This is a genomic window from Candidatus Avelusimicrobium fimicolum (assembly GCF_021632165.1).
Lineage (GTDB): Bacteria > Elusimicrobiota > Elusimicrobia > Elusimicrobiales > Elusimicrobiaceae > Avelusimicrobium > Avelusimicrobium fimicola.
Genome location: NZ_JAJWTS010000007.1, coordinates 53,411 through 67,255 on the forward strand (window position 1 = coordinate 53,411; position 13,845 = coordinate 67,255).

Here is a 13,845-nt window from a genome sequence, read left to right on the forward strand (position 1 = left end):
AGCGTTGAAAAAATACGTTTTATCCTTAGGGTTAATTGTTGTTTATAGTTATAAGAAATGGGTGCTAAAAGAAAAAAATTTGTATAAAATATCCATAATCCATTTTAAAATTATTTTAATTCGTGGAGTTGCTATGCGGAAAATGATTGATGAAATTAAAGAGATGATTGCTTCGGGGCTTGATTTAGGCGGGGCCGATTTGTCCAACTTTGGCGAAAGCGACCCGATTTTCGGCGAACAGGGGTTAGATAGCATAGAGGCGATGGAACTTATTATGCTGTTGAAAAAGAAATATGGAATTACGGTTGAAAATATGCAGCAAGGCCGCACTATTTTTAAAGATTTTGGTACTTTGGCTGAATATGTGGAAAAAAACCGGCAGAAATAAGGGCTTATTAGGGGCACTATGACAGCCGGGAACGGCCGGGGAGACGGAAATTTATGTTATTGTTAAAGGATATAAAACGCATATTGACGGATATGTTTCGCACGGAATTGGCCCGTAAAAAGGTGGATTCTTTGGCTCTGTTGGACGAAAAAGGCGGAGAGGATTTTTTTGAACGGTTGCCGCAGCAAATTTTAAAGGCAGTGTCCGACAAGGCGGCACTCTTTTTCGGGTACGAGCCGCGCGTATTTTCGTCTTTAAATTTAATGACAGATTATTCTTATGCCGCGTTTTTGCACGGGCGGAAGTTGACTTTTTTAACCTCGGGCAGTACAGGTACGCCTAAGCCCTGTATTCATACACTTAATATGATTGAAGAAGAAGCCAACGGCTTGGCTTCCGATTTTAAAGACGTTAAGCGCGTCGTGTCGCTCGTACCCTCTAACCATATGTACGGCTTTTCCTTTACTGTTACGCTGCCGTACGCGCTAAATGTGCCTGTGCTTGCGCTTCCGGCGTTACCCACCCAACCGTGGAGAGATATTTTACAAGAGGGCGATTTAATAGTCGGGTTTCCGCTGTTTTGGAACTATTGGGTCCACTTGGAAATACCCTTTCCAAAGGGGGTGCACGCAATGTCCTCCACCGCACCCTGCAAAAAAGAAATTATAGATGCGCTCTATAAATTGGGGGCCTCACAGTTTACCGAAATTTATGGCGCCAGTGAGACGGGTGCAATTGCCCGCCGCCACCAGAGCACAGAGGCCTTTGAATTATTCCCGTTTTGGGATCTTTCTTTCACTGACGAACAGCCGCAAATTAAGCGCAAAAGTCAAAATGCTTGGCTTACCCTGCCCGACGAGGTAGAGGCTACGCAGGGACGATTGTTAATTCCGTTAAAACGCAGTGATGCCTGCGTACAGGTGGCAGGTGTCAATGTGTTTCCTAAACGGGTGGAAACGGTTTTGTCCGCACATCCGGCGGTAAAGGCTTGCCGCGTGCGCTTAATGCGCCCCGAGGAGGGCGAACGCTTAAAGGCGTTTATCGTGTTAAACGACGGCTACTCTCCGGAGCATTTGGGCATTATCCGCACTTATTTGGGCCAGCGGCTGACCGTACACGAACTACCCCGCTCTTTTACCTTTGGGAACGAATTACCTGTTTCCTCAATGGAAAAAGATGCCGATTGGTAGCAAAAAACTGAATTATGCCTTGACACAAACGGTTTTTTTGCCTATCCTATAAAATATAGGAGTTATTGAATTATTCCGGGAGGAAATATGAAACGCGTTTGGTTGGTTTCTTTTAGTGTTGTTGCTCTGCTTGGCGTAAATGCTGTAACGACTTTTGCGCAAAATTTGATTAAGTCCGGCACTGGTGCGGTGCAGGCGGCGGGAAAAGTTGCTGCGGCCGTTAAGCCTATTGCCGTGCCCAAAGTGAAAGTTCCCGCGGCTAAATTACCCAAGGCGTCTGTCCCGGTTGCGCCTAAACTTCCTACGGCTGTGCCGCACGTGGCTGTTCCGGCCGCGCCTAGAATAAATACAACGGCTTTTGCTCCGGCGGTACCGGCGGTGAATGCCCCCACGCTTTCTAAGGCCCGTTTACAGGAAATAGAGACAAACGTAATGCGCCCGATGGAGAAACTTAAAGATATTCGGGCTACTGTGGCAGAAAAGGGCACTTCGGAACAGTATTACTTGTTTAACGAAGAACTCCCGCTGTCCGAGGCGGACCTGTTTAAGTATTACGAAAACAGAATGGCCCATATGGACAAAGACCTTTCGTTTGACAAAGAATATGAATTTGCTTTTAATAATTTTCCGTTGCTCGTGGCCAGCCATAAACCCTATTTGGCTAAGGATGCAGAAGCCATTGTAAAAAAGGCGGAAGAGATATTGACGCGTTATTATTCTTACGAATCTTCCACCAGCATAAAGATTGGCGAAGAAAACTTACCGTCCACGCAGGTTTATGTTTGGGCCAATAAAATGGCCGCCGCTACGACTATGGGTATGTTTGGCAGTGCCACCAGGGACAACGTAAATGCTTTGTCTTCTGCTTATTATGAGGCCCCAGCCGTTCTCAAACCCATTAGCCAAGTAATCATAGGCCGGGCATTACTCAGTATGGGGGCTGTGGACAAATTAGGTGGTTTCTTTTTTACGGTGGCTTTAAATGATACTTTGTATAAAGATTTTTGGCAGGGAATCCAAGAATATGCGACGGCACATAATATCCCATTTGAGCGTTCCTATATTATAAATAATTCTAAGGGGCTGGATGTAGTGGCGCTGCCTGATGCAGTGCGCAAAATCTTGCTTTCCCGCGGAGCCTTAAACGAGTTGCATTTGGACCCGTCGGTTACGGCTACTGAGGACTGGATGTTTATCATCCACAACAAAGGTAAAGCCAAATAGCATTGCCTTTTATCAAAACCCCGCCCACAAGGCGGGGTTTTTGCGTTATAGGGGGCTGACACGGCGGAGAATTTGTGTTACAATAATAAATGAAAGACCTTATCCGACGAAGATAGGCCAAAGGACCCATATAAAAAATGGGTCCTTTGGCCCTTGTTATCCGTCGGGTTTTGTGATAGTATGAAGGTATAGAAGTGTACTTCGTGGGAGACAAGTATATGAATAAATTAATATCGTTAGTTTTAAGTTTCACTCTTATTTTCGGGAGTTTTGCCCCTTCTTTTGCCCAATTGTATAGACTACCAAAAAATGCTGGCAAAGTGGTAAAGTCTGCAGAAAGAGCTGCCGAAGCCGCCGGAAAACAAGCCGGCAAAGTGGCGGGTACTGCCCGTGGGGCTGTGGGCGTAAAAGTCAAAGGACCGAATATACCGCAGATTAATGTAAAAGGAAATGTTCCTACTGTTTCCGTGCCTAATGTGCCGGGTTCTGTTTCTCCCAACGGAATTGTTACTCCTGCGGGGGTCGTAAACCCGCAGTTGTCGGCCGCTTTGGACCAAAGCATTGATGCCGCCCACGCCGCTTCCCTTTCTTCTAAAACTATAACGGAAGTAGATACGCTTTTAGCCTCAAAGGAATTTTCCTCCAAAGACGCGGGCGAAGTAATGAGGCAAATTTTTGATGTTCAGCGCACCCCCTCTGCACACGACCAACTGATTTTAGACGCCTATACGCGCGTAACCGTGGAAAAAGGCTTTGCTACGACCTCTAAACAAGCGTCTCTTGCCAAAGATACTTATGTGCGTCTTTTGCGCAATTACCGTTCTTCCTCTGCTTTAAATAGGGACGTAACGATGGCCGATATCAGCCGCTTGTCTGCTGATTCCGAGGGTCTTAAAGATTTGTCCGCTTGGGGGCAGACTATGGCCGCTGCGGCAGATTTGGGTTTCTACGGCACGGTCCAGGATGCTTCCCTGTTATTAGATACTTATAATAAAACTCCCCAAGCATTAAAGACGTTCAGTGAGGTGGTTATCGGCCGCTCTCTCTTGACGTTGCAGGCTTACGAAGGGCTTGAAAAATTGGCCCAACTCTCCACGATTAATGGCAAACTGTATGGCGATTTCTGGGCTGGTGTTAGCCAATATGTAAAAGCGAATAATTTGCCCGTAACGCTTCCTACCGTAACGGCCGCACAAATGAGTTCCGCCAAAATTGCTCCCAATGCCAGTAAGGCACTTACGTATTGGAACCGTTTGAACGCGCGCCACTTGGATGCATCCGCCAAAGGTACGGCGGATTGGGTGGCGTTAAATGCCAAAAAAGGCCAAGTCGTTGCGAGCCCAGTGTCCGAACCTGCCGCTAAACCTGCGGGCAATACGCCTGCACCGAAAGTGGATGTAAACTTGGGCGATATTACCTTGCCGGATGGTTTACACGTTGCTTATACGCCTGCCGCCGCAGACGGAGAAGTTGCGGCGTCCGAAACTCCTGCCGCTTCCAACTCCGGCACGGTATATAGCAGCATTATTCCCGTCAGCCCCAAATGGCTGAGCAAAACCGCTAGCCGGGTGCGCGGATGGTTTACGCACGATGCCGAAAGCGTAGCCAACAGTACGGCTTTAAACATTTTATCCAAAGAATACCCCTTAGCTACACAGTTGCGCACGATTTTGGAAAGTGCCGCCTCTCAAAAATACAAAGAGCAGGCGTTGGTTTCTCTGTATAACCAGGGTAAATTTAACGAATCCATTAGCAAAATGTCTGCGGAAACGCAACGCTGGATTGAGTCTAAAAAAGAAAACCCCGAAGAATTGGGTAAGGCGTTGTATCACTTGTACGCTTCCCAATCGTTAAATACGGCGATTGCTGCGGTGTCTGATGCTACGGCCCAGTCCTCCTTTGAAAAAGAACTGGAAATGATTACCTCTGACCCGAACTGGGAAAAGAAGGTCCGCAGTGCCTGGGATAACGTAAATGTTTTGCCCTTGGAGACAGAAAGTTTTGCGGGTATTGTCCCGTCAATGCCGGATATTAATGAACAATTAATCGTTTCCTCTTGCCGTCCAACGGGCTTTGCCTCCAAGAACAGAATTACGGGTAAGGAAACCAAAAAAGGCGTATTCTACTCTAACAATATTCCGTTCTACTACCGCTCTGCCTCCGGCAAACTCAGCAGTGCCCCGGTGGGTATTTTGTCCCAGCCGCACGCTTCGTGGTATAGCCGCTTTTTGTCCAAATTCGGCTTGTCTGAAAAGCCGGGCTTGGTCATCCCCAAAGGGTTCGTACTCGCGCTGGACGAATCGGGCCAGTGGAAATATGTAATGCCGTCCGGTAACTTGGCCGCAGTCCGCGCGAACAAACGCTCTGCTAAACTTTTGGAAGAAATTCAGGCCAATGGTTCTGTGCAGGTCCCGTTAGATACGCCGTATAACTCTACTGATATGTTGGCTATGGCCAATATGTTGGAAAAGAATCCGGGCCTTAACTTGGAACTTAAACTCAATGAACCGCACTCTTTAAAGCAGTTCTTGACTCTGCACGCCTTATTTGTGGGTAACGATGCGGGTGCCTCTTTGACCGGTCCTTTTAAATCGGCCCTGAAATCCTTGCCGGGTTTCTCCGGTTTGATGTCCAACTTGGTCAGCGGTATTGGGTATTTTACCCCGTTAGTGGCCGCTAAATTGATGCCGCTTATGACGAAAATCGGTCATAAAAACACGATTCAGGCCATTTATGGCGGTGCCGCTGCGGCCTTAACCTTCGCTTTGGTGGGGTTGGGAATGTACGGTACGATTGATGTAAAAACATTATCTTTATTGTCTCTGTCGTTGCCGACGGTAGCCTTGGTGTTGGGTGCAAGTATGGCTAATACGTCTATCCAGACCTTGCTTAACTACTATAAGAACCCGGTGGCCCGCACGGCGGCGCACTTGGACTTCTCGGAAAATAAACAGTGGTCCCGCCTGGCCTTAACGGCGGCTACGGGCTTGTTGGCCACGGCCGGTTTGAACTTTACGATTGTGGTTCCTGTCGGCCTTGCGCTGTTGGCGGCTTCGGAAATGCTCTTCCTTAATACGCCTATTTACAAAATGGGTAAAGGTGTAAAGGCCGCAGGTGCCGCAGCGGAAAAAGCCGCTGTAAAAGTGCCGGAAGTTTCCAAGGAACAACTGGCGAAAGAAGAAGCCGAAGATAAAGCCTTATATAAACAGAATTTTAGAAATACGCGCGACGTGAAAGACATCGCCAGCCGTGTGAAATTGGTGTACGCCAGTTATGCGGCCAGTTTGATGATGCTTTCCCAGGACGCAAACGCCGTGTTGGGTAACGATGTGGGGCAATGGTTGGTAGCCGGCTTTATGTTTGCCACGGCTATGACCCGTAAGTTTGCCTCTAAACAGGTGTCCAGCAAGAAAATGACGGACGACCAGTTGACAGGTGCTTCTTTGCCTCTGTTGGCCGCTACGGCGGGCGCGATTGCCCTTATGCCGTACTCGGGCCCGTTGGCGTTGGCTACGGCTGGATTCGGTGTGTTGCACTATATGGCTACGGCTGTGCCCGGCCAGTTGGACTCCGTCCGCTTGCAGAATATGGTTTCTGCGGCTATGCAGAAGGAAAAAGTGGCTATCCGCGAGAATACCTCTTTGACGGAAGCCGAAAAAGAAGCCCAATTAAAACGCATTGAACGCCGTGAAAAAACTTGGGGTAGTTTGGCGGGTAAAGATTACTCCGTCTTTAACTCCCACGGTTTGATTGGTATTTTGACGGCCTCTGCGATTGCTTTCGGCTTGGCCGATCTCGGCCCGCAATGGGCGCTTGACCTGGTAAACCAAGTTTCCGCCTTGACGGGTAATGCAGGCGAAGCGTTTACCTTAGGTATGAACCGTATTATCTTAGGTTACTCTGCGGTAGTGGCGAGCATTTTGGCGGCGCGCAACTGGGGTTTAACCAAGGATTTCTTGGGCCTGTTCCGCAAACCCAAGATTACTATGGACACGATTGAATCGGGCAAAGTAAATGCGGAATCGTTTGGCATCAGCAAAAAGAACGCTTACAGACGCTTGTCCGAAGTGAACGGTACGCTTTCCAAATTGGAAAAACAAATGGTGGACTACGGCGTGAGTTCCGAACACAAAATGACGGATATGCTCAAACAAATGACGCAATCCTATAACCGTTTGGTTGCTATCAGCGAAGTGGAAGGTTCTTCTACGGTAATGGGTTCGTTGGAAAAATTGCAAGGCATTGTAAAGTCTTACGGGGTGATATTGGAGAAAAACCACCTGTCTGTAATGCTTAACCGCGAATACGAACAACTTTCCAAATCGCTGGCTGCTATTGATATGACCGCCAAAGATGTAAAATTCTCGTATGTGCCGGAAGGTCTGTACAACGGGCCGGTAATGTCCGAGGCGGCTAAACCGTGGTATTCCAGATTGATGCCCAAAAAGAAAGTAAAATCTATGGACAAGGGCAGATTTGAAGACGTGTTCGTCCTCATTAACGAACTGGACCAGTTGGCTGCCAATATTAAACACGGCACCACCACCGCTGGTACATACAGATTGTTCATCCAGTACCAGAACGAAGCCAAACGCGCGTTGCAGGAATATGCTGAACTCAACCCGGCCGATTCCCCCCGCGTGTTGGAACAAACCCAACGTTTAAACCGCATTTGCAGTGCGCTTAAAACATTGGATAAGAACCACAACCTGTTGCAGGAAAATGCCGGACCGACCTCCGCTTCTGATATTTTACAGTTGCGCGATGTGTTGAAAGGGTATCCGGATATGCCGGTTGCGGAACATTAAATAAGTATTTTTTGGACGAAACCCCGGGCTTTTGAGGCCCGGGGTTTTTCATCTCTGCAAAATTGTGCTAAAAAAATACTTTTACCGACGAAAAAACACTTGATTTTACCCACCCCATATATGTTATAATTACTAAGTAAGCAAATGATTTGCTTCTTGCAATTTACTGCACATCCACTTTCTAATCGAGGGAGCGCCCCGGCGGGAAGCCAGCGCCGGAGAGTGTTGATGCGTGGCTTTTGCACGTTAAATTATAAATAGGAGACAAGAATGTTCGCAAAATTAGTTGGTTGGCTTAAACCTTTGCCGGACGGAACACCTATTTCCGACGAGGCACAGATTAAGCGTTTGTACCGTAACTGGCGTATTAAGATGTTCTTCGGCATGTACTTTGGTTATGCCTTGTTTTATTTCACCCGCAAAAATTTGGATTATGTAAAACCTGCGCTGAGCCAGAACTTTGGCTTGGACGTAATTCAGTTGGGGTATATCGGCACGACGATTTATCTTACCTACGGTATCGGTAAGTTTTTAAGCGGCGTGTTGGCGGACCGCTGTAACATCCGTGGCGTAATGGCGCTCGGCTTGTTCATTTCTTCCCTTATCAACTTGGCGTTCCCTTTCCTGCCGCAATTCCAGGCCTTCTTGGGCAATATGGGTATTACCTTGCCGCTCGTGGCGTTGGCCTCGTTTGCCTGGGGCTTGAACGGTGTGGCGCAGTCTATGGGATTTCCTCCGGTAGCCAAAGGTTTGGTATACTGGTTCTCCCCCTCTGAAAGAGCGACCAAATGGACCTTGTGGTCTTCTTCCCACACGTTCGGTGCGTTCTTTGTGGGCGTGTTGATTTCTTATCTGCTCAAATTGGATATGTGGAAAATGGCTTTTATCGTACCTGCTTTTATGGGTATTTGTTATAGTATTTTCCTGATGTTCTTCTTGACCGATAAACCTACTACCGTGGGTTTGCCTCCTATTGAAGTTTACAGAAACGACGTAATGCCTGTAAAAGAAAAGAGCACCCTTTCCCACTGGGAAATTCTTAAAAAACACGTGCTCAAAAACCCGTTCCTTTGGGCCTTGGCTATTTCGTACATTTTCATTTACTATGTACGTTTTGCCACGTTGGACTGGGGTACGATGTTCCTGACCCAGGAACGCGGCTTTACGCCCGACGGCGCCGTGTCCGCTATGAAATGGATGCCTTTCTTGGGTATGCCCGGCGGTATCGTTGCCGGTTACTTGGCTGATAAATTCTTCCAAGGCCGCTGCACCCAAATGAATATTATTTACTTGGTCATTTTGGCCGCCAGTTGCTGGGGCTTTTATTGCGTGGCCGGTACAGACCAATTCTTCTGGACGTCCTTGCTCGCTTCGTTTATCGGCTTCTTTGTGGACGGCCCGCAGAACCTGGCCGGCGGTGTACAAGCCTCCCGTGTAACCGTACAGGAATCCGTTTCCGCCGCGTGCGGCTTTACGGGTATGTTCGGTTACTTTGGTGCTATGTTGTCCAGCACCGGGGCCGCGTACATCAGCAAGAGTTTCGGCTGGAAAGGGGTGTACTTCTCCTGCATTATTGCGTGTATTATCGCAATGGGCTTTATTGCCACCACTTGGAAGAAGGAAGCCGCTTCTATTTCTGCTGAAAACAAATAACATTTACGGTTATTTCTAGTTAAAACCCCCGGCTAGCCGCCGGGGGTTTTTATATGCGTTCTGCTCACCAGGCAGAAGCCTGGGGATGAAGTGCAAAAAAACCGCGACTAGAAAACTTTGTTTTCTTCTTGTAGTTAGTAGCGGGCAAAATCAAGCGTAGCTGAGATTTTGGAGCAAAAGAAGCCCTAGGCGGCGGGAGCCTAGGGAGTTTCATATGCGGGTCCTGCCCTCTGTTACTGGTCCGCTAGATATCTAGTCTCAAATACTCCTCTTGTTCGCGTTCCTTTTTCCTTTATGCCGTCCTCCCCGAGGGTTGGTGAGTACGTTCTTCCTTTGTCATCCCCGAGGGTTTGACGGCCCGCAGGGTTCGGGGAGCTGTTGTTGCGCAAGAGGACACCAACGACAAACGACAGATTCCCGAACGCTTCGCGCCGACAAATCTCGGCAATGACAACACTTTTTACGGGTCTATTTCTTTCGCATTTGTTCTAAATAGAATATCGCCGCGGAAACGATACTGGGCATTGGTGTAACCTTTTTTTCTATTCTCGGCTAACCGGTGGTTTTTTTGTACAAAAAAATACGCCGCCCGAAATCGGACGGCGTATTAAGCAACTAATGGTTAATTAGATGTTCATAACGTAGAGCATATTGGTCGTACCGGCTTTACCAAACGGAATACCGGCAGTTACTACTACGTTGTCGCCTTCTTTGGCTAAACCTTGGGCGAGGACGGCTTTTTTGGCTTCGCGCGTCATATCGTCAAAGTTTTTCAAATTGTCAATGACAATCGGCGTTACACCCCATACCACAGCCAACTGGCGGGCGGTGGTTATGTTTGGCGTAAGGGCCAAAATAGGCAAGCCGCCGGCGCGCTGTTGGGAGGCACGCAAGGTGGTGGAACCGGAATCGGTAAACGTAACGATTACGTTGGCCGTATCCAAGTTGGTGGCCACAATGCCAGCACCCGTAGTAATGGCGCCTTCTTTGGTGGAATCGTTTTTGCGTTCCAACAAGGAAAGGCCTTTGCGGTAGCGGTGGTCTTTTTCTACGGTTTCAATGATGCGGCGCATCGTGGTAACGGCTTCCACCGGGTGATCGCCTTGGGCGGTTTCGGCAGAGAGCATTACCGCGTCCACACCATCGTAAACGGCGGTAGCCACGTCAGAGGCTTCGGCGCGGGTAGGCATAATGTTGTGAATCATAGATTCCAACATTTGCGTAGCAATGATGACCGGTTTACCCGCTTTGCGGCAGCCGGAAACAATCTTTTTCTGCAAGACCGGCACGAGTTCGGGGCTGGTTTCTACGCCCAGGTCGCCACGGGCAACCATTACTACGTCGGTCAAGTCAATAATTTCGCGCAAGTGTTCAATGGCGGACGGCTTTTCAATTTTGGAGATGATGTGCGCTTTGGATTTCATCAAACCGCGCAATTCAATTAAGTCTTCCGGTTCCTGAACGAAGGACAAGCCGATGAAATCGGCTCCCAACATTTCGGCGATCTTCAAATCTTCTTTATCTTTGGCGGTTAACGCGGAAAGCGGCAATTTTACGCCGGGTACATTTACGCCTTTTTTGTTGGAAAGTTCGCCGCCCGCGATAACGGTGCAGTCGGCGGTGTCGGCGGTGTGGGCATCCACACGCAAGCGGACTACGCCGTCATTAAGCAAAAGTTCCAGGCCGTCTTTCATAGCGGCAAAAATTTCTTTGTGGGGCAAGCAAACGCGGGTCTGGTCGCCGGGTTCCGGATTCATATCCAAGCGGAATTTATCCCCTTCTTTCAAGTGGATGCGGTAATCTTTAAACGTGCCAACGCGGAGTTTCGGGCCTTGCAAGTCAAACAAGATACCCAAAGTGCAGTTGTATTTTTTTTCCATCTTGCGGATGTTGGTTACTCTTTCCTGGTATTCGGGCAAGGAACCGTGGCTGCAGTTGCAGCGGAACACGGAAACGCCGGCTTTTACCAAGGATTCAATAGATTTTTCATCGCTGGTGTCGGGACCGATGGTCGCGACGATTTTGCAAAAGTCAGTATTTTTCGGCATAATCTTAATTTTATTTCCTCTATCTAACTATATGAGAGGGGGTTTTCCCCTTCTTTATTATTTTATTATTTTTGGGGCGCGTTGTCATTGGTTTATTGTATTAGAAAATTGAAAAGCCCCTTTAAATTCGCTAAAATATACCGTATGGATACGTCTTTAACCCCTAAAAAAGATTATTTTCCCCCGATGCATACGGCCGAACACATTTTGAACCAAACAATGGTTCGTATGTTTGGCTGTGAGCGCAGTTTAACTAACCATATTGAAAAAAATAAATCCAAGTGTGATTATTTCCTGCCGATTGAACCGACAGCGGAACAGTTGCGCGAAGTGGAAGATATGGTAAATGACGTGATTGCCGGGCAACTGCCCGTAACGGCGGAGGAACTTCCGCGCGAGGAGGCGGAAAAGAGTGTGGATTTATCCCGTTTGCCGCCAGAAGCCGGAAATACCGTGAGGTTGGTGCGCGTGGGCGGGTATGATGTCTGCCCCTGTATTGGCAAACACGTGGAAAATACCCGCGAAATCGGGCATTTTAAAATAATCAGTTGGTCATACCAAAACGGCAAATTGCGTATCCGTTACAAACTTGAAGATTAAACCCCAGGAGAATTATGAAACTTTTGCAAAAAGCATTTTTGCTGATTGCCTTGGTGTTGCTTTGTGGTGTTTCGTACGCGCAGGACGGCAAACAGGGCTGGCAAATTGAACTGAAAAAAATCGCTCTTGACGTAACTTCCACCGAAGTAAAACACGCCAAAGAATACCAAGACTTTTCTGATGCCCGCTTAAACGGCGATTCCCAAACTGCCGTGCGCGGTAATTTGGATGCGATATCGGATTATCACGCCGAACACTATTTGTGGACCAATGAACTGTTAATGGACTATGGCCGTACTAAAATCCGCCCTGTGGAAGGCGAGACCTTAACCAATGAAAATGCCGACAAAATTTTGTTTACCACCGGCTACACCCAACGCTTATGGAAGGTTGAAAACTTTTTAGGAGGCTTTGAAGCCGGCCCATTTGCCAATTTGGGTTACGAAACCGAATTTACCAAGCCTGATAATTCCCCCCGCACCCGCATTTTGCGCGGAACGGCCGGGGTAAAAATGTTTGAAGGAAAATATTTAAAAAGTTTGTTTGCTGCCGTAGTGGGTGAGCGTGATTTTACATACAGCCCCAACTCAACCAAACTGGCGTGGGAAGCGGGATTGAAAATTGAGCAGCCCGTGCGCGAAGGTGTAACGGCCAAATATTCTGCCCTGTTCCGTGATTATTTAAGCGCATCTGAAAAGCGCCCGACCGATTTAGATTATGAATTTGCCGCCGATGCGCGCTTGGAAGTGGAATTATATAAAAATTTGCACCTTGCCCCGTTTATCAGTTATTATACGGCGCAGGCCAAAGATTTCGGTACGCGCGGTGAAAATATTTATGTGGGTGTATCGTTATCATTTAGCCATATTTTTAAAGAAGCCAAATAATCAATCTTAGTTTATGTATCATAAAAAATCCCCCAGTTTTGTCTGGGGGATTTTTTATGGTTAACGGAGAAAGCCTCCTCCGCTAAATTGATTGGTCCAGGTGTTATGCGGACGGTTCGTTCCTTGCTGAATTTTTTCCATAACGTTTTGCAAGGATTCGGGCCCGTATTCTCCGTGAAAATATACATCCACAATATCCGAAGCAGGGATATCTTCATAAGAGTAATAAATAGTTTTGGTGGAGTTAAGTTTTGGATCTTTACCAAGTTCCATTGCAGGCGTCCTGCGTACTACAAACACAACTCCAAGGCCATCTTTCTTATACCCGTTTTGGAAAATATAATGGCTTGCTTCCGTGTAAGAAGAAGACAAACTGACGGCCGATCCTCTGGAATCCGTACCCACGTTCCAAGTAGAGTTTTTAGGCGAAAAGCCGTTCTTTAAAATGGCCACCAACTCTTCCGGCGTAATAATCATTCCGCGGTACAGAATTTTATCGGATTTTTCGTCCGGATGATACATAGACTGGGGTCTGCTCTGGTACGGCTCAATACGGCGGACATAAAAACCCGAAATATAATCCTCGGGCAAATGATATGAACTCAAAAGCGCAGCACGGTTTTGCTCAATATCTTTAATCCAATCTTGTTGTTTAAGCAGTTGTTGTTTTCTCTGCTCGTTGAGTTTGAGTTGGATTTCCTTGGCTTTTTTATTAACCGCTAATCTTAAAGTGGTTACCGGCAGTTGGACGACCGGGGTTTTAAACTTAGGATTTTTTACTTTAATACCAGTTACAGCCCCTTTTGGAAACAGGGTTTTGTTAGACGGCAAATGGTAAACTTTTATTTTAACACGTTTTACAGGCAGCCTCTGCGCCTGAGCAACGGGCGTAACAGCAACACAGACAAGTACAGCGAGAAGTAATTTTATGTATTTCATTTTATTTTTCCTTTTATCTATTAGTTAAATTCTGTAAAATAAAGCCCCGAACCTTTTATAAAAGTCCGGGGTGTAAAACTAAAACGACTTAAATTAAAACATATATCC

Annotated in this window: 9 protein-coding genes; 7 read left to right on the top strand and 2 right to left on the bottom strand. The window is 47.3% G+C overall.

The features are described 5' to 3' along the window. The first annotated feature begins 133 nt into the window (after window positions 1-133). The 5 genes from ACQY2K_RS04160 to ACQY2K_RS04180 all read left to right on the top strand — a co-directional run bounded on the left by ACQY2K_RS04160 (window position 134) and on the right by ACQY2K_RS04180 (window position 9,263). Complete coding sequence (locus tag ACQY2K_RS04160) at window positions 134-388, top strand: phosphopantetheine-binding protein (protein WP_428039868.1); 255 nt, start codon at window positions 134-136, stop codon at window positions 386-388. Between the two features lie 53 nt (window positions 389-441). Continuing rightward, the gene (locus ACQY2K_RS04165) at window positions 442-1,578 is read left to right on the top strand and encodes an AMP-binding protein (RefSeq protein ID WP_428040865.1); all 1,137 of its coding nucleotides are present in this window, start codon (window positions 442-444) and stop codon (window positions 1,576-1,578) included. A gap of 87 nt (window positions 1,579-1,665) precedes the next feature. Beyond that, on the top strand, window positions 1,666-2,802 hold the full coding sequence (locus ACQY2K_RS04170) for a hypothetical protein (RefSeq protein ID WP_428040866.1): 1,137 nt from the start codon (window positions 1,666-1,668) through the stop codon (window positions 2,800-2,802). 218 nt (window positions 2,803-3,020) lie between these two features. After that, window positions 3,021-7,610 carry a hypothetical protein gene (locus ACQY2K_RS04175; RefSeq protein ID WP_428040867.1) on the top strand — a complete coding sequence of 1,530 codons (4,590 nt, stop codon included), beginning with the start codon at window positions 3,021-3,023 and terminating at the stop codon, window positions 7,608-7,610. Between the two features lie 270 nt (window positions 7,611-7,880). Further along, window positions 7,881-9,263, top strand: coding sequence for an MFS transporter (locus ACQY2K_RS04180; RefSeq protein WP_428040868.1), 1,383 nt, complete (start codon window positions 7,881-7,883; stop codon window positions 9,261-9,263). A gap of 626 nt (window positions 9,264-9,889) precedes the next feature. On the opposite strand, the gene pyk is transcribed toward ACQY2K_RS04180, so the two are convergent. Then, window positions 9,890-11,311, bottom strand: coding sequence for a pyruvate kinase (pyk, locus tag ACQY2K_RS04185; protein ID WP_177746913.1), 1,422 nt, complete (start codon window positions 11,309-11,311; stop codon window positions 9,890-9,892). A gap of 144 nt (window positions 11,312-11,455) precedes the next feature. Between pyk and ACQY2K_RS04190 the strand changes: the two genes are divergently transcribed. Both ACQY2K_RS04190 and ACQY2K_RS04195 read left to right on the top strand, forming a co-directional pair. Continuing rightward, complete coding sequence (locus tag ACQY2K_RS04190; RefSeq protein WP_177746915.1) at window positions 11,456-11,911, top strand: hypothetical protein; 456 nt, start codon at window positions 11,456-11,458, stop codon at window positions 11,909-11,911. Between the two features lie 14 nt (window positions 11,912-11,925). After that, window positions 11,926-12,798, top strand: a complete 873-nt coding sequence (locus tag ACQY2K_RS04195; protein WP_428039873.1) for a hypothetical protein — start codon at window positions 11,926-11,928, stop codon at window positions 12,796-12,798. A gap of 60 nt (window positions 12,799-12,858) precedes the next feature. Here the strand turns inward: ACQY2K_RS04195 and ACQY2K_RS04200 are convergent, their stop codons facing one another. Beyond that, a complete protein-coding gene (locus tag ACQY2K_RS04200; RefSeq protein WP_428040869.1) occupies window positions 12,859-13,737 on the bottom strand; it encodes a hypothetical protein in 879 nt (292 codons plus the stop codon). Window positions 13,738-13,845 lie beyond the last annotated feature (108 nt).

Coding starts and splice junctions, on each gene's coding strand:
- ACQY2K_RS04200 (WP_428040869.1), bottom strand. CDS start 13,737: ATGAAATACATAAAATTACTTCTCGCTGTACTTGTCTGTGTTGCTGTT.
- ACQY2K_RS04165 (WP_428040865.1), top strand. CDS start 442: ATGTTATTGTTAAAGGATATAAAACGCATATTGACGGATATGTTTCGC.
- ACQY2K_RS04175 (WP_428040867.1), top strand. CDS start 3,021: ATGAATAAATTAATATCGTTAGTTTTAAGTTTCACTCTTATTTTCGGG.
- ACQY2K_RS04190 (WP_177746915.1), top strand. CDS start 11,456: ATGGATACGTCTTTAACCCCTAAAAAAGATTATTTTCCCCCGATGCAT.
- ACQY2K_RS04195 (WP_428039873.1), top strand. CDS start 11,926: ATGAAACTTTTGCAAAAAGCATTTTTGCTGATTGCCTTGGTGTTGCTT.
- ACQY2K_RS04180 (WP_428040868.1), top strand. CDS start 7,881: ATGTTCGCAAAATTAGTTGGTTGGCTTAAACCTTTGCCGGACGGAACA.
- ACQY2K_RS04160 (WP_428039868.1), top strand. CDS start 134: ATGCGGAAAATGATTGATGAAATTAAAGAGATGATTGCTTCGGGGCTT.
- ACQY2K_RS04170 (WP_428040866.1), top strand. CDS start 1,666: ATGAAACGCGTTTGGTTGGTTTCTTTTAGTGTTGTTGCTCTGCTTGGC.
- pyk (WP_177746913.1), bottom strand. CDS start 11,311: ATGCCGAAAAATACTGACTTTTGCAAAATCGTCGCGACCATCGGTCCC.